This window comes from Corynebacterium timonense, assembly GCF_900105305.1.
In the GTDB taxonomy this organism is placed as follows: Bacteria; Actinomycetota; Actinomycetes; order Mycobacteriales; family Mycobacteriaceae; genus Corynebacterium; species Corynebacterium timonense.
Map to the genome: position 1 here is coordinate 1,294,515 of NZ_LT629765.1, position 16,838 is coordinate 1,311,352.

General features: G+C 64.9%; 13 protein-coding genes. 8 read left to right on the plus strand and 5 right to left on the minus strand.

The window, feature by feature from the left end:
• Positions 1-3: 3 nt before the first annotated feature.
• Entirely contained in the window at positions 4-1,920 is a 1,917-nt protein-coding gene (gene typA / locus BLT81_RS06105) for a translational GTPase TypA (protein ID WP_019194079.1), read from the minus strand.
• A 201-nt stretch (positions 1,921-2,121) separates the two neighbouring features.
• Between typA and BLT81_RS06110 the strand changes: the two genes are divergently transcribed.
• The 6 genes from BLT81_RS06110 to BLT81_RS06135 all read left to right on the plus strand — a co-directional run bounded on the left by BLT81_RS06110 (position 2,122) and on the right by BLT81_RS06135 (position 9,306).
• On the plus strand, positions 2,122-2,793 hold the full coding sequence (locus BLT81_RS06110) for an Rv1157c family protein (protein WP_019194080.1): 672 nt from the start codon (positions 2,122-2,124) through the stop codon (positions 2,791-2,793).
• Between the two features lie 2 nt (positions 2,794-2,795).
• On the plus strand, positions 2,796-3,332 hold the full coding sequence (locus BLT81_RS06115; RefSeq protein ID WP_019194081.1) for a ribonuclease FAU-1 family protein: 537 nt from the start codon (positions 2,796-2,798) through the stop codon (positions 3,330-3,332).
• A 154-nt stretch (positions 3,333-3,486) separates the two neighbouring features.
• A complete protein-coding gene (locus tag BLT81_RS06120) occupies positions 3,487-5,235 on the plus strand; it encodes an ABC transporter family substrate-binding protein (protein WP_019194082.1) in 1,749 nt (582 codons plus the stop codon).
• Between the two features lie 155 nt (positions 5,236-5,390).
• Entirely contained in the window at positions 5,391-6,374 is a 984-nt protein-coding gene (locus BLT81_RS06125) for an ABC transporter permease (RefSeq protein WP_019194083.1), read from the plus strand.
• Between the two features lie 14 nt (positions 6,375-6,388).
• Positions 6,389-7,405: an ABC transporter permease gene (locus tag BLT81_RS06130; protein WP_019194084.1), complete on the plus strand. Its 1,017-nt coding sequence runs from the start codon at positions 6,389-6,391 to the stop codon at positions 7,403-7,405.
• Entirely contained in the window at positions 7,402-9,306 is a 1,905-nt protein-coding gene (locus tag BLT81_RS06135) for an ABC transporter ATP-binding protein (RefSeq protein ID WP_019194085.1), read from the plus strand. The genes BLT81_RS06130 and BLT81_RS06135 overlap by 4 nt, the downstream gene beginning before the upstream one ends.
• A gap of 211 nt (positions 9,307-9,517) precedes the next feature.
• Here BLT81_RS06135 and BLT81_RS06140 read toward each other — a convergent pair whose 3' ends face one another.
• The 4 genes from BLT81_RS06140 to BLT81_RS06155 form a co-directional block, all read right to left on the minus strand.
• Complete coding sequence (locus tag BLT81_RS06140) at positions 9,518-11,191, minus strand: dipeptide ABC transporter ATP-binding protein (protein ID WP_019194086.1); 1,674 nt, start codon at positions 11,189-11,191, stop codon at positions 9,518-9,520.
• Complete coding sequence (locus tag BLT81_RS06145) at positions 11,188-12,186, minus strand: ABC transporter permease (RefSeq protein ID WP_019194087.1); 999 nt, start codon at positions 12,184-12,186, stop codon at positions 11,188-11,190. Before BLT81_RS06145 ends, BLT81_RS06140 begins: the two co-directional genes overlap by 4 nt.
• A complete protein-coding gene (locus BLT81_RS06150) occupies positions 12,179-13,105 on the minus strand; it encodes an ABC transporter permease (protein WP_019194088.1) in 927 nt (308 codons plus the stop codon). Before BLT81_RS06150 ends, BLT81_RS06145 begins: the two co-directional genes overlap by 8 nt.
• Positions 13,106-13,219: 114 nt before the next feature.
• A complete protein-coding gene (locus BLT81_RS06155; RefSeq protein ID WP_019194089.1) occupies positions 13,220-14,833 on the minus strand; it encodes a peptide ABC transporter substrate-binding protein in 1,614 nt (537 codons plus the stop codon).
• A 378-nt stretch (positions 14,834-15,211) separates the two neighbouring features.
• Here BLT81_RS06155 and BLT81_RS06160 point away from each other — a divergent pair, with 378 nt between their 5' ends.
• Together BLT81_RS06160 and BLT81_RS06165 are read left to right on the plus strand one after the other, a co-directional pair.
• Positions 15,212-16,153 carry a DUF808 domain-containing protein gene (locus BLT81_RS06160; RefSeq protein WP_019194090.1) on the plus strand — a complete coding sequence of 314 codons (942 nt, stop codon included), beginning with the start codon at positions 15,212-15,214 and terminating at the stop codon, positions 16,151-16,153.
• A gap of 231 nt (positions 16,154-16,384) precedes the next feature.
• The gene (locus BLT81_RS06165) at positions 16,385-16,819 is read left to right on the plus strand and encodes a cupin domain-containing protein (RefSeq protein ID WP_019194091.1); all 435 of its coding nucleotides are present in this window, start codon (positions 16,385-16,387) and stop codon (positions 16,817-16,819) included.
• Positions 16,820-16,838 lie beyond the last annotated feature (19 nt).

Genomic DNA, 16,838 nt, shown 5'->3' on the forward strand with positions numbered 1-16,838 from the left:
ATGTTACTTGTTCATCTGCTTCGCGCGGGAACGGGCACGGCCGCGCTCGGTGGAGTTGAGGATGATCTTGCGCACGCGCATCGCCTCGGGCGCGACCTCCACACACTCGTCCTCGTCGCAGAACTCGATCGCTTCATCGAGGGAGAGGGTGCGGGCCTTCGCCAGCGTCACCGTGGCGTCGGCGGTGGCCGAACGCATGTTGGTGAGCTTCTTTTCCTTGGTGATGTTGATGTCCATGTCCTCGTCGCGGGTGTTCGCACCGACGACCATGCCTTCATAGGTTTCCGCGCCCGGCTCCACAAAGAAATCGCCGCGGTCGGCGAGCTGCTGCAGTGCGTAGGCGGTGACCTGCCCGGAGCGGTCGGCGACGAGGGAGCCCGTCGGGCGCCCCTTGATCTCGCCAGCCCACGGGCGGTGCTCGATCGAGTACGAGTTGGCGATGCCCGCGCCGCGGGTCTCGGTGAGGAAGGTGGTGCGGAAGCCGATCAGGCCTCGGGCGGGCACGTCGAACTCCATGCGCACCCAGTCGCCGGAGCCGGCGTTACTCATCGCGGTCATCTGGCCCTTGCGGGTGGCCATGAGCTGCGTGACCGCGCCCTGGTGCTCGGCCGGAACGTCGATGATCATGTGGTCGTAGGGCTCGAAGGTTTTGCCGTCAACCTCCTTCGTCACCACCTGCGGCTTGCCCACCGTGAGCTCAAAGCCCTCGCGGCGCATGGTCTCGATGAGCACGGTCAGCGCCATCTCGCCGCGGCCCTGGACCTCCCAGGCGTCCGGGCGATCCGTCGGCAGCACCTTGATGGAGACGTTACCGATGAGCTCCTGCTCCAGACGCGCCTTGATCAGCCGGGCCGTGAGCTTGTCGCCACCATTGCGGCCAGCCATCGGCGACGTGTTCACACCGATGGTCATGGAGATCGCAGGGTCGTCGACGGTGATACGCGGCAGGGCCTCGACGTTGTCGACGTCCGCGAGGGTGTCGCCGATCATGATCTCGTCAATGCCGGACACTGCCGCAATGTCGCCCGCGACGACCTCGCCGGTCGCCGGCACGCGGTCCAGCCCCTCAGTTACGAGCAGCTCGGCGATCTTGACGTTTTTGACCTGCTGCTCACCGTCAGCGTCGTAGTGCACCCACGCGACGGTATCGCCCTTTTTCACCGAGCCGCGGTAGACGCGGATCAGCGCGATGCGACCCAGGAAGGACGAGGAGTCCAGGTTGGTCACCTGCGCCTGGAAAGGAGCGTCCAGGTCGGCGGAGGGCTCGGGGAGGACGTCGTAGATGACGTCGAAAAGCGGCTGCAGATCGTCGTTGTCCGGCAGCTGCCCGTTGCCCGGGTTGCTCAGGCTGGCGCGGCCGGCGCGGCCGGAGGTGTACAGGACGGGCAGCTCGAGGAGGTTCTCCGCGGCCTCGGCGGCCTCTGGGTCCTCAAGCCCCGCGCCGAGTTCGAGGAGAAGGTCCTGTGCTTCCTCGACGACCTCGTCAATGCGCGCGTCGGGCCGGTCGGTCTTGTTCACGCAGATAATGACGGGTTTTTTCGCCTCGAGCGCCTTGCCCAGCACGAAGCGGGTCTGAGGCAGGGGCCCTTCCGAGGCGTCGATGAGCAGGACGACGCCGTCGACCATGGACAGGCCGCGCTCGACCTCTCCGCCGAAGTCCGCGTGGCCGGGGGTGTCGATGACGTTGATGACGAGGTCGCCACCATCTTTGCCCTTCCCGGCGCGGCGGATCGCCGTGTTTTTGGCGAGGATGGTGATGCCGCGCTCGGATTCGAGCTCGCCCGAGTCCATGACACGATCGCCGTGCTCGCCGTGGTCGCCGAACACGCCGGACTGTTCCAGCATGGCGTTGACGAGGGTGGTCTTGCCGTGGTCGACGTGCGCCACGATGGCGACGTTGCGAAATTCAGGGTGCGACACTGACTCCGTACTCCTTTGGAGGTGGGGTGTAAAGAACGCTTAAACCCTACCCCTCGTACAGCAATAACGCATTGTCGTCGGTGGTAGCCGCCGAGAACGTCTCCCACTATTCCGCTTGACGCACAGACTGAAGAGACTATCGTGACAGTAGGTACACAAGTCAACTCCTGTCTACATTTTCTGCCCACAAAGGATTCCACCGTGCCCCACCACCATGCGCGCCGCGCGCCTCGCCTCCTCGCGGGCGCAACCGCCCTCGCCCTCGCCGCGGCCGGTACCCCGAGTGCGGCCGCCCACTCCACTACTCCCCTCCTCGACGAGCTCGGCCGCCCTACCCAGCCGGTGATCGACGCCGTGCACCACTTCGCCGACCAGCCCTTCGTGCCGGGCCCCGTGGCCGACGCGCTGCGCGCCGCGGTGGACTTCTACGGCGGCGGGGGCGAGACCGGCGGGCCCGCCCTCCCAGGGGACGCCCCGACGTTCAGCCAGTTCTTCTGGCCGACCGTCTCACCCAACTGCATAGGCCCCGGCCTCCACTCCACGGCCTCCGCCATCGCCGTGCCGGGCCCCGCCGAGATCCCGGCACCCGGAGCCCCGGCCGGTCACGCCGCCTTCGTCTTTACGGCGCTGGGCACCCCGCCCGCGGCCGAGCACCAGGGCGGGATGGACGTGTACTGGGTCAACGTATCCAGCGGCCGAACGGGCGTAACGCCCTTAGGTAACAATGGGATAAACCCAACAGGACCGGCAACCTTGTCCGGGACCGCAGACACCGGCCCCGGCCACGTGCTCGCCGCCGTGGCAGGCAACGTCCGCACGACCGGCAACACCTGTCTTTTTGCCCCGACCGTAGCTAGTTTCATCGTGAGGTAATCATGAGCACTGACCTTCACCCCGTGAAGCAGGAGACTTTTGACACGACGTCGAACACCAACACCGACCCGAAGGGCTTCCTTCGCGAGGTGGACACCTTCCAGGTGACCGACTTCGGCCTCTATATGGCACGCGGGGCCAACCACCCGAAGTTCGGGTACCTCGAAAGCTGGCTGCTTCCCGAGCTGGGTCTGCGCGCGAACATCTTCCACTTCCGCGAGGGCGTCGAGGCGGAGCAGGACTTCTACTTCGACGTCGCCGACATTGACGTCGACGGCGGGGTGTGGCGCACCCGCGACCTGTACGTCGACCTCGTCTCCCTGACCGGCAACCCGATTGACGTCCTCGACATCGACGAGCTCGCCGCCGCGACGTCCGCGGGCCTCATCACCGCCGAAGAGGCCGAGAAGGCCATCGACGTCACCCTCAACGCGGTCGAGGGGATCACGCGTCACGACGACGACGCCATGCGCTGGCTGCGCACCCTCGGCATCGACCTCACCTGGGCGGACAGCGTCGAGCTCGCCCCCGCCGGCTAACGCCGGCCCACTTTCCCGGCACCCCCGCATCTCGGGTGCCGGGATTTTTGTTCCCACACTGGGACGTGATTCAAATTATTTACTGATTTCAGTGTGACACACGGCATAGATGGGTTAAGTTCTAATGAACCACTCACCGAGAAAGGATCACACTATGAAGATTCGCCTCCGGACTGCCGCCCTCGTGGGCATCTCCGCGCTGTCTTTGACCCTCGCCTCCTGCTCCGACGACTCCTCCGCAGAAGGCAATTCCGCCGAGGGGACGACGGCCGGCTCCAACGCCAGCGAATCAAACGAGGCAAACAACGGCTCTGGCTCGCAGGCCGGCGGCGTCGAGATCAAAGCCGCGGGTGACTACAACCCGATGGAGCGCGACCAGATTCAGGACGGCGGGGAGCTCACCCTGGCGATCACCGAGATCGCCGAGCAACAGAACGTCTTCCACGCAAACATGAACCTCTACACGCGCAACGTGTGGACGAAGTACAACCCGCAGCTTTCGCTTTTCGACGGCGACGGCACCTGGCACCCCAACCCCGCCTACCTCACCGAGGTCAACGACGAGGAGGTCGACGGGAAGACGCAGGTCACCTACACGATCCACCCGGACGCGACGTACAACGACGGCACCGCCATCGACTGGACGGCCTTCGAGAACACGTGGAAGTTCAACAACGGCACGATGGAGGGCGTGCAGGTCAACTCAACCGATGGGTACGAGTTGATCGAATCCGTGGAAAAGGGCGCCGACGACAAGACCGCTGTGGTCACCTTCAAGCAGGCGTACCCGTGGTGGCAGGGCCTGTTCGGCGAGCTCGTCCCGCCACAGATCCAGGACGCCGACACGTTCATGAATGCCTACATCAAGCAGCTGCACCCGGAGTGGGGAGCAGGTCCCATGAAGGTGGACAGCTTTGACCCCAACGGCGGCACCGTGACCTTCGTTCGCAACGAGAAGTGGTGGGGTGAGCCGGCGAAGCTCGAGAAAATCACGCTGCGGGCGATGGAGGACCAGGCGTCGCTCAACGCCTTCCGCGCCGGCGAGATCGACGCGACCGGGGTGGCCACCCGCGACCGCTACAACACCGCCAAGGAGATGGGTGACCAAGTGGACATCCGCGCCGCACTGCGCCCGTCGAACTACCTGCTCACCATCAACGCGACCGCGCCGGGGCTCGAAGACCCGAAGGTGCGCGAAGCTATTATGCGCGGCATCGACCGCGAGCAGCTCGCGGCGATCCGCTTCCAGGGCCTTGACTACACCGAGGAACTCCCCGGCTCCTTCAGCCTGTTCCAGACCCAAGAAGGCTACGAGGACAACTTCGGCGCCGTTGTCCAGTACGACCAGGAAAAGTCGAAGCAGTTGCTGGAAGAGGCCGGCTACACCCAGGGCAGCGACGGCATCTACGCCAAGGATGGCCAGCCCCTGTCGGTGCGCTACGTCACCCTCGGCGATTCCCCGATGGTCCAGGCCACGACGTCGGCCGTTCAGGCAATGCTCAAGCAGGTCGGCGTCGACGTCACAATCGAAGAACGCCCGTCCTCGGACTTCTCCGAGGTCACGGCTAACCGGGACTTCGACCTGTTCATGATGGGCTTCAGCAGCTCCGACCCGTTCGGAGTGGCGTACTTCGGGCAGATTTACGCGTCCGACTCCGAGCTGAACAAGTCGGGCACGGGCTCCCCGGAGATGGACCAGAAGATCGAGGAACTCCAGCAGATCTCCGACCCGGACGAGCAGATCAAGCGCTCCAACGAGCTGGAGAAGGAGGCCTTTGGCGAGTTCGGCATCATGCCGTACGCCAACGGCCCCGACATGGTGGCCACGAAGAAGGGGCTGGCGAACTTCGGCGCCATGTCCTTCGGAGTGCTTCCGCTCGAAAACGTCGGCTGGGCGAAATAGAACACTTCCGCCGCGGGAGTGCGCGGATAACTGTCACCTGAGCCCGAGAACCGCCCGCACCGCTCTCCGGGCGGTTCTTCTTTCTCCGAGCCCGTCGTCGCATGTCCCCGGCCCGTCTCCATCCCCGCAACCGTACTGCTACGTGAGAACCCACAATGTTCCGATACCTCCTCCGAAAACTTCTCAGTTGGACAGTCATCGTCTTTCTCGCCACGAACCTGACGTTCTTCCTCGCGAGCTTTTTTCTCGACCCCCGCTCGAACTACGCGGGCCGTCGCCCTCCCCTTTCCGCGGAAGAGATCGACAGTCTGCTCACTCCCCTCAACCTCAGCCCGGGCACCCCAATTCTTGAACGGTGGTGGACGTGGCTCACCGGTATCCTCACGCGCTGGGATTGGGGGCTGTCCCCGCTCGGCGACTCGGTGAACGAGCAAATTTCCTTCCGCATCTGGGTGTCAGCGCAGTTGACGCTCCTGGCCACCCTTCTTTCCATCGTCATCGGCGTGGCCATCGGTGTCTACACGGCGTCGCGTCAGTACAAGCGCGCGGACCGTGCCTGGCAAGCGGTTTCCATCATCACGATGAATACTCACGTTGTCGTCGCGTCGATCGCCGTCGTGTGGCTGGGTTTGAAGATCAACGAATGGACCGGCACGCGCGTCTTCTACGTCACAGGGTCAGCGTCCCCGGACACCGAGGGATTTTTCAACCGCATTGTCGACTCTGCCCAGCACCTCATCCTGCCGACGGTCTCGCTGCTCATCATCTCCTACGCCGGTTATCATTTCCTTCAGCGCACCCTGTTGCTGGACAACCTCAACGCCGACTACGTCCGGACCGCCCGCGCGAAGGGCCTAACAAAAGCTCAAGCAGTACGAAAGCACGCGTTGCGCACATCGCTGATCCCCGTGGCGACGTCGGTGGCCTTCTCCGTTCCCGGCATTTTCACTGGGGCCGTCATGACCGAGCAGATCTTTGCGTGGCAGGGAATGGGCCAGTACTTTTTGCAGACCATTTCGCGCAACGACGTCCACGGAACCGTCGCGGTCGCCGCCTTCGGAGCCGCGATGACCGCAGTCTCGGCCATTTTGGCTGATCTTTTCGTTGTCGCCCTCGACCCGCGCGTCCGCGTCAGCTAAAGGAGGGACACCACATGGCTGACAAGCATTCGCTCTCAGAGCCCACGACCCCACCCACCGATTACGCGCCCACCGCCGCGCTCCCCGTCAACGACATGACTCCGCAATCGGAGACGGGCGCGCAGGCCTACGGCATCGCCTCCGACGAAACCCAGCGCACCGCTCCCCCGCTCCGGGGCACGCGCAAGCTCACGATCTACCGGCGACGCTTTATGCGCAACAAAATGGCAGTTGTTGGCCTGATCATCTTCGCGCTGCTCGTCATGCTGGCCCTGACCGGTCAGATCATTAGCCCCTGGGCCTTCGACGAGCCGGACTTTCTCAACCTGTCCACTGCGCCGTCGACCGAGCACTGGTTCGGCACGACAGACTCGGGCCACGACCTGTTCACCCAAGCATCCCACGGGCTGGGCAGGTCGTTGACCATCGCCATCCCGGTCTCGCTCCTCATTTCGGTCCTGTCCGCCCTCATCGGCGCGGGAGCCGCCCTCTACGGAGGATGGATGGAAAAGACGGTTCTGGCCGTCATCCATTTCATGCTGGCGGTTCCCACCTTCCTCATGATCGCCCTGCTGGTCTCCGGGTCCGGGGGCGACTGGAAGGTGCTCACCGTCGTGCTGGTCCTGTTCGGCTGGATGTACCCCGCTCGCGTGATCTGGTCGCTGTCACTGTCGGTGCGAGAAAACGATTACGTTCGCGCAGCACATTTCATGGGGGTTTCGCGTTCGCGCACCCTGATCCGACACATCCTGCCTAATATCGCGTCGTTGTTGATCATCCAGTTCATGATGGGGCTCGTCGCCACGATCATGTCGGAGACAGCACTGTCGTTTTTAGGGCTGGGTGTGAAGCTTCCCGACGTCTCTTTGGGCACCCTCTTGCAGGTCGGCACATCGACGTTGGGCACCGCGCCGTGGCAATTCTACGTCCCCGCCGCGATCTTGACGCTGCTCACCATCTCGATGGCGTTTATCGCCGACGGCCTGCGCGACGCACTCGATCCGAACTCGAATTCCGGAGGTAAAGCATGACACCCGACCACCCCGTCTTGAAAGTCCGCGACCTCACGGTGTCCTTTCCCTCGGAGGCCGGGACGGTCAGCGCGGTCCGCGGCGTGGACTTTGACCTGTACCCGGGACGAACCCTGAGCATTGTCGGCGAATCCGGCTCCGGAAAGTCGGTCACGTCGATGGCGGTGATGGGCCTTCTGCCTGAGTACGCGAAGGTCAGCGGCTCCGTCGAGTTCAACGGTGAGGAGCTTCTCGGGAAATCCGATAAGGCGATGTCCGCCATCCGCGGAGCTGGCATCAGCATGATCTTCCAGGACCCGCTGTCCGCGCTGACCCCCGTCTTCGACATTGGCACCCAGCTGGTGGAGGCGATCCAGGCGCACCAAAAGATTTCCACCGCGCAGGCGCTCGACCGCGCCGCCGAGCTGCTCGAACTGGTGGGTATCCCGGAGCCCCGGAAGCGCTTGAAGTCCTTCCCCCACGAGTTCTCGGGCGGGATGCGCCAGCGTGTGGTGATCGCCATCGCGATTGCTAACAACCCGAGCGTCATCATTGCGGACGAGCCGACGACGGCACTCGATGTGACGATCCAGGCGCAGATTCTGGATCTGATCAAACTGGCTCAGCGGGAAACAGGCGCAGCCTGCATTATGATCACCCACGATATGGGCGTGGTTGCCAACATCGCCGACGACGTGTTGGTGATGTACGGCGGTCGCCCCGTGGAGCTTGCAGATGTGCACACCCTGTTCTCGTCCCCGCGAATGCCGTATTCGATCGGCCTGCTGGGGTCCACGCCGCGGGTGGACCAGCCCTCCGCTGAGCCGCTGACCTTCATTGAGGGGTCCCCTCCACGGCTGATCAATGTCCAGAACCGCTGCCAGTTCGCGCCGCGCTGCCCGATTGCTATCGACGCCTGCCTCGCGGGCGAGCCCCCGCTCGTGGCGCTCGACGACAACCCCGCCCACCACGTGGCCTGCATCCGCGAAAAGGAGATCGTCGGCGGCACGATCAACGGCCGGCCTCTCTACCCCGCGCCGCGCCTGCCGGAGGACGCCCTCGCCGGGATTCCCCGCAACGAACGCGAAGTCACTCTTGAAGTGGAAAACCTCACCAAGGTGTTCCCGCTGACCAAGGGTGCCCTGGTCAAGCGCAAAGTGGGCGAGGTCCACGCGGTAAAGAACATCTCCTTCGATCTGCGCGCGGGCGAGTGCATGGCGATTGTCGGCGAATCAGGGTCGGGCAAGACGACCACACTGTTGGAGGTGATGAACCTCGATCCCCCAGAGGGAAGCCGAATTGTCCTGTGCGGCAAGGATGCGGCGAAGTTCAGCCGGGAGGAGCGCCAGCGCGCCCGCCGAGACGTGCAGATGGTGTTCCAAGACCCCATGAGCTCCCTCAACCCACGGATGACGGTCAAAGAGATCCTGCTCGAGCCCCTCGAGGCACTCGGGTACAACGATGACAAAGACGAACGTGTCGCGGAACTCATGCGCACCGTCGGTTTGGATGAATCCCATATCGACCGCTTTCCGGGCCATTTTTCGGGCGGGCAACGCCAGCGCATCGGCCTGGCACGAGCCCTGGCCACCAACCCGAAGATCATCGTGCTCGACGAGCCCGTATCCGCACTCGACGTCTCCATCCAAGCGGGCGTAATCAACCTGCTGGAGTCGCTCAAACGCGAGCTCGGCCTGTCGTACCTGTTCGTTGCCCACGACCTCTCGGTGGTGCGCCATCTGTCGGACCGGGTGGCCGTGATGTACAAGGGCGACTTTGTGGAGTTCGGCGAGGCCGACGAGATCTTCGACAACCCCCAGCACCCCTACACCCGGGCGCTGCTGTCGGCGATTCCGATCCCCGATCCCAACATCGAACGCAACCGTGAACGGTCGCTGTACACCCCGGAGGACACCGCTTAGGACACACGCCGCGCGAACAACGGCGCACTGCACCGCGTCCAGCGGGAGTGCGCACCGCTCGCGCACCTGTCTGTTCCCGCGGCCGCAGACATCCTGGGGCGCCGCGGGGGCGTCGATACGCGCCGCGAAACGCCTCGACGGCGGGTTGCAACGAGGCCGGCGACGCGACAACCCGGACCCCGGGGCGGCGCCTCACCCGGCGAGCAGATAACTAGCTGAGCTCGATGTTGAGCCCAGGCACGGAGTTGATGAGGTTGCGCGTGTACTCGTGCTGCGGGTCGTCGAAGACCTGGTCCGCGGGCCCCTGCTCCACCACCTTGCCCTGCCGCATGACCACGATGTCGTCGGCGGTCTGGCGCACCACGGCGAGGTCGTGGGTGATGAAGAGGTACGACAGCGCAAGCTCCTCCTGCAGGTCCGTAAGCAGGGTGAGGATCTGGTTCTGCACCAGCACGTCGAGCGCCGAGACGGCCTCGTCAAGGACGATGACCTCGGGCCCGAGCGCCATGGCGCGCGCGATGGCGATGCGCTGGCACTGGCCGCCGGACAGCTCGTTCGGGTAGCGGCGCATGGCGGAACGCGGCATCTGCACCATGTCGAGAAGCTCCGCGACGCGGGCCTCGCGCTCCTTGCGGTTGCCCACCTTGTGCAGCGTCAGCGGCTCTTCGATGCAGCGATAGATGGAATACATCGGGTCGAGCGAGCCGTAGGGGTTTTGGAAGACGACCTGCATCTTGCGGCGCATGTCAAAGAGCTCGCGCCCCTTTAACGAGGACACGTCGCGGCCTTCGAAGAGGACCTGGCCACTCGTGGGTTCGAGGAGGGACAGAACCATGTTCGCCACGGTCGACTTGCCGGAGCCAGACTCCCCCACGAGGGCCAGCGTCGAGCCGCGGCGGAGGTCGAACGTGACGTCGTCGACGGCGCGCAGAGACTTCTTGTCCCCGCGCTGGCCGCGCACGTCGAACTCTTTCACCAGGTTTTTCACACTCACAACAGCGTCGGTGGTGCTGCGTTCCCGGGCAAAGGCCTCGGAGGAGGCGAGCCCCCGCGCCTTCGCCGACTGGATGCGGGCCGAGGCGAGCGATGGGGCGGCCTTGACCAGCCGTTGGGTGTACGGGTGACCCGGGTTGCGCAGAATCTTTAAGCTCGGCCCCTTCTCCACGATGCGCCCGCGGTGCATGACCACGAGGAAATCGGCGCGTTCGGCGGCCAGGCCGAGGTCGTGGGTAATAAACAGCAGGGCTGTGCCCAGCTGCTCGGTGAGCTCGTCGAGGTGGTCCAGGATCTTCTTCTGCACCGTCACGTCGAGCGCGGAGGTGGGCTCGTCGGCGATGAGCAGCTTCGGCCGGGCGGCCAGGCCAATCGCGATGAGCGCGCGCTGGCGCATACCGCCGGAGAACTCGTGGGGGAACTGCTTGGCGCGCCGCTCCGCGTCCGGCAGTCCAGCCTCCTCGAGCACCTGGGTGACACGTTCGTGGCGCGCGGAGCCCTCCACCACGTTGTTGGCGCGCAGAGCTTCTTCCACCTGCGTGCCGATGCGCCACACCGGGTTGAGGTTGCTCATCGGGTCCTGGGGCACAAGGCCGATCTGGCTGCCACGGATGTCGCGCCATTCCTTTTCGCCGAGGCCCGTCAGCTCCTCGCCGTCGAGCTTGATCGACCCGCTGGTCACCTTCCCCGTGCCGGGCAGCAGGCCGAGGATCGACATGGCGGCGGTGGACTTGCCGGAGCCGGACTCCCCGACGATGGCGACGGACTGGCCAGGATAGATGGTCAGGTCGAAGTCGCGGACGGCCTCGACCGTGCCGGTCGTGGACTCGAAGGTGATCTTCAGGTCCTCGATCTCGAGCAGGGGCTTGTCATTCATCGCTTTCTCACTCATCGCTTCCGCGCCTTCGGGTCAAGGGCGTCGCGGACCGCGTCGCCCATCATGATGAAGCTCAGCACCGTCAGGGCTAGAGCAATTGCCGGGTAGAACAGCACCATCGGTTGCGTGCGCAGCGAGGCCTGCGCCGCGGAAATGTCGCCGCCCCAGGACACAACGGTCGAGGGAAGCCCGATGCCCAGGAAGGACAGCGTCGCCTCGGCCACGATAAACGTGCCCAACGCGACCGTGGCGTAGACGATGATGGGCGCGGCCGCGTTCGGGATGATGTGGGAGCCGATGATGCGCAGGTCAGAGGCACCAAGCGCGCGGGCGGCGGTGACGAACTCGTCGTTTTTCACCGCGAGCACCGCGCCGCGGGTGATGCGCGCGATCTGGGTCCAGCCGAACATCGACAGGGCGAACACGACCATCCACACCGAGCGGTCGTTCTGGAACATCGACATCACCACGATGGCCGCGAGGACCAAGGGGACCGCGAAGAAGATATCCGTCAGACGCGACAGGATGGTGTCCCACAGACCTCCGTAGAACCCGGCGATCGCGCCGATGAGGCCGCCGACGAGTGTCACCAGCAGCGTCGTCAGCACGCCCACCGTCACCGAGGCACGGGCGCCGTACACGGTGCGCGAGTAGATGTCGCAGCCCTGCCGGTCAAAACCGAAGGGGTGGCCGTTGCTCGGGCCGTTCAGCGAGTTCGCCAGATCGCAGGCGCGGGGGTCAACACTGGTGAACAGGCCCGGTGCGATGGCCAGCGCGAGGGCGAAGAAGATGAGCACCGCGGAGACCCAGAACAGCGGGCGGCGGCGCAGGTAACGCCACGCCTCGCCCCATTGGCTCAGCGGCGCAGACGAATCGGGGACTGCGTCGACGGCGCCCAGTCCGATCTCGTCGGAGTCCGCGATGAAGTACTGCTGACCGCGGCGGGCGTCGACGTCGTGAAGCGAAGCGGGGGTGGTGGCGGGAGTGGTGTCGGGGGTGGTGTCAGACATAGCGGATCCTTGGGTCGAGAACGGCGTACAGGAGGTCGACGATGAGGTTGGCCACGATGTAGACGATGACGAGCACGGTGGTAAACGACACCACGGTCGCCGGCTCGCCCTTGATGATGGCCTGATAAATCGTGCCGCCGACGCCGTTGATGCCGAAGATGCCCTCGGTGACAATCGCCCCGCCCATAAGCGCGCCGAGGTCCGCGCCGAGGAAAGTGACCACGGGGATGAGCGAGTTGCGCAGGACGTGCCGCGTCATCACCTGTCCCCCGCCCAGGCCCTTCGCCCGGGCGGTGCGCACGTAGTCCGCCCGCATGTTCTCGCTCACCGACTGCCTAGTCAACCGGACCACGTAGGCGCACGAGAGCGCGCCGAGCACGACTGCCGGCATGAGGAGAGCCTCGACGCTTTCGTTGCGGCCCACCGTCACGGGCAACAGGCCCCATTGGACGCCCACGACGTACTGCAAGACGAAGCCGATGACGAAGGAGGGCACCGCGATGACCACGAGGGAGGCGACCAGGATGGTCGAGTCGAAGATGCCGCCGCGGCGCACACCGGCGATCACGCCGAAGATGATGCCAAAAACCGCCTCGAAGGCGAGGGCCATGAGCCCGAGTTTCACCGTCACCGGGAACGCTTGCGCCATGACGGAGGAGACGGGTTGGCCGGAGAACGTGGTGCCAAAGTCTCCGGTAAAGATCCCCTTGAGGTAGAGCAAGTACTGGACAATGAACGGTTTGTCGAGGTTGTATTCGGCCTCGATGCGTGCGCGCGCTGCGTCCGACAGACCGCGGTCGCCGCCGAGGGCGGCAACGGGGTCGCCCGGCATGAGGAACACCAGCGCGTACAAAAGCAGCGTGGCGCCGAAAAACACCGGGATCATCTGGAGCAGCCGTCGCCCGATATAGCGCAACATGTTTGCGGGCTCTCCTTAACCTTAATAAGCGTGAGTGTGGGGGTGTGGGGTGGACAACGCCAAACACCCCACCGGCGGGCCGGAGGGGTGAGAGAGGTTGATTAGGCCACGAGATTAGTTCTTCGTGATCTCGTAGTAGACGGGCTGCGACTTCCAGCTAAAGGTGACGTTGTCCACCTGCTCGGAGGAGCCGCCCGTGACGTTGGAGTACCACAGCGGGATGGCGGGCAGGTCCTGGAGCAGGATCTCCTGCGCCTGGTTGTAGAGCGGGGTGGCCTCCTCCGCGCTCGCTGCGCTCGCTGCATCGTTCAACAGAGCGTCGAAGTCGGGATTGGAGTAGTCACCGTCGTTGGAGCTGGCATCCGTGGCGTAGAGCGGGGTGAGGAAGTTGCTCAGCAGCGGGAAGTCACCCTGCCAGCCGGTACGGAACGCCCCGGCGATGGTGCGGCCGGTCACCTCGTCGCGCAACGACTTGAAGTCCGGGTAGGGGTTGCCCACCGCGTCGATCTCCAGGGTGTTGCGGATCTGGTTCGCCACGGCGTCGACCCATGCCTGGTGGCCGCCATCGGCGTTGTAGGAGATGGTGAACTCGCCGGTGAACGGCGAGATAGCGTCCGCTTCCTCCCAGAGACGCTTGGCCTCCTCGGGGTCGTACTCGAGGACCTCGGCGCCCTCGAGGCTGTCCGAGTGGCCCGGGATGACCGGGGACGTGAAGTCGGTGGCCGGGGTGCGGGTGCCCTCGAAAATGGTGTCGGTAATCTGCTGGCGGTCGATCGCGCGCGAGATCGCCTGGCGGCGCAGCTTGCCTTCCTCGCCGGAGAAGTGCTCGAGGTTTTCCGGGATGGTGAAGGACTGGAAGATCGCTGCCGGCTGGTTGACGGCACGCTCTCCCAACTCGTCTTCGAAGGTGGCAAACGCGGAGTCCGGGATGGCGTCCAGCACGTCGAGGTTTCCGGCCAAAAGGTCGGCGTAGGCGGCGTCCTGCTGGGCGTAAAAGACGAAGGTGATGCCGTCGTTGTTCACCTTGCGCTCACCGTTGTACTCCTCGTTGGGGACGATGGTCGCGTCTTGGTTGTGGTTCCACTCGGTGAGGGTGTACGGCCCGTTGCTTACCGGATTCTCGCCGTAGGCGGCGATGTCGTCGTACGCAGAGGGGTGCAACGGGAAGAAGGCGGAGTAGCCGAGCTGCTCGGGGAAGTCAGCCTCCGGCTGCTCGAGCTCAATGGTGAAGGTCCGCTCGTCGACAACCTGCAGACCCTCCATCGCTTCCTTGCCTTCCTCGAAGCCGAGGATCGGCGCGTAGAAAGAGGCGGCGAGCAGGGCTTCCTTCATGGTGTAGTTCCACGCGTCGACAAAGTGATCGGCCGTCACCTGGGTGCCGTCGGACCACATCGCGTCCTCGCGCAGGGTGACGCGGTAGGTCTTCTCGCCCTCCAGCTCGATCGACTCGGCGAGGTCGTTGTGGGACACGCCCTCGCTGTCGTAGTACTTCAGGCCGGCGTAGATCATGTCAACGATGCGCCCGCCACCGTTCTCATTGGTGTTGCCCGGGACTAGGGGGTTTTGCGGCTCGGTGCCGTAGACGGTGACGTAGTTGCTGCCGCCGCCGTTGCCTCCTTCGCCGCCGTCGCCGCCCTGTGCCTCCTCGGACCCAGAGTCGCCGCAAGCGACGAGGCCAAGTGTCAGGCCGCTGGCTGCGATAACTGCTGCTGCTTTAGTGAAGCGCACAGCTCCTCCTTTGCTGCTCGCGCGTCGGTGCGCGGTGGTGTAGTCGGGAAACAAACCTGAGTGTGTCAAAACGCACACCTGAGTTTCGCTATATTTCACCACACATGATGGGGAAAGAAGACATTTTCTGTTAACTTTCTGTGCGCACACGCTCTTCCCGCAGGCATAGCGGTCACAACGGGGGTAGCGGCGCTCCCCCCCCCGCCCGCCGGGCCCCGCGGCCTCAGCGGAGGCAGCGCGCAGCGGGCGCGGCGCCGGGTACGGCGTCGATACGCGCGGCCGACGTCACACGTTCAGACGTGTTCTTCCCCTCTCCGCGCGCTAAAGTAAGTCCTTGTTCTTCCCGGGTGCCCCACCCCTGACCGAAAGGTGCCTCCCATGCCCGGTGGTCTCCTTGCTCTGCTTGACGACGTCGCACTTATCGCGCGCAGCGCCGCCTCATCTGTCGACGACGTCGCCGCGATGGCAGCGAAAACCTCCACCAAGGCCGCCGGTGTCGTCATCGACGACGCCGCCGTGACCCCCCAATACGTCGCGGGCGTCACCCCGGCGCGCGAGCTGCCGATGATCTGGCGCATCACAAAGGGGTCGTTGCGCAACAAGCTACTCATCATCCTGCCGCTCGCGCTGCTCCTCAACGCCGTCGCGCCGTGGGCGCTGGTGCCTATCCTCATGGTCGGCGGCGCCTACCTGTGCTTCGAGGGCGCCGAAAAGATCGCCCACAAACTCTCGCCGCGCTCGGCGCACGAGGACGAAGAGCACGCGGTAAACAAGTCCCCTGAGGACGAGGACGCACTGGTCACAAGCGCTATCACCACCGACCTCATTCTGTCCGCGGAGATCATGATCATCGCCCTCGACGAGGTCAAGGACCAGCCTATCGTGATGGAGGCTGCCGTCCTGATCGCCGTGGCGCTCGTGATCACGCTCGCCGTCTACGGCGCGGTGGCGCTCCTGGTGAAAATCGACGACATCGGCCACGGCATGATCCGCCGTGGACGCGGCTCGGGCGTCGGTCGCGCCCTAGTCAAGGGCATGCCGTACGTTCTTTCCGCGATCGGTGTCGTCGGCACCGTGGCCATGCTCTGGGTCGGCGGGCACCTTATTATTCGCGGCCTCCACGAGGTTGTCGGCTGGCACTGGCCGCACGACCTGATCGAACGCGGCGTCGAGGCCGTCGGCGGCGGCATCGCGGGCTGGCTCGTCGACACGGGCGTCTCCCTCGTGGCGGGGCTGATCGTCGGGTTCCTCATCCTCGGGGTGGTTGCCGCGGTGAAGAAGGCGGCTGGGGCGAGGGTCGCCGAGAAGCAGAGTGCGTAACAGAGCTCTCCCCTGCCGGCCCGCGCGACGCCGTCGCCGCCGGCGTTGACCTGCGGACGTTCCCCCCTCACGCGGTGGCGGAACCGAGGCCAGCTCCGCGCGAGCCGGGAATCACTATGGTGGGTGGTGTACCGGACACAGCCTGCGGCAGGCGACTCGGCTACGACTGGGGGATACGACCGGACGTAGCCGCGCCGCCTGCCGCGGGGAGCACTACGTAAGGAACTGATTATGTCTGACGCACTGCGCACTGACCACGGCCCCGGCCCCTTTGTCATGAACGTGGAAAAAGCGACCGTTGACAACGACGCCTTCCGCGACACCCTGTGGACGGGCACGAACCTCCAGCTGACCGTCATGTCCATCCCGCCGGGGGGCGAGATCGGCGCCGAGATCCACGACGGCCACGACCAGTTCCTGCGCCTCGAGGCCGGGAAGCTGCGCGCCCAGATCGGCACCAGCGAGAACGACCTCGAGGTTGACCAGGTCGTCGAGGACGACGACGCGATCTTCGTCCCCGCCGGCAAGTGGCACAACTTCGTCAACGAGTTCGATGAAACGGCCAAGCTGTACTCCATCTACGCGCCGCCGGAGCACACGCCGGGCACCTTCCACCAGGAGAAGGCCGACGCGGACGCCGACGAGCAGGAAACTTCCGGCGTCTAGCTACCCCCTGATCCCCCGC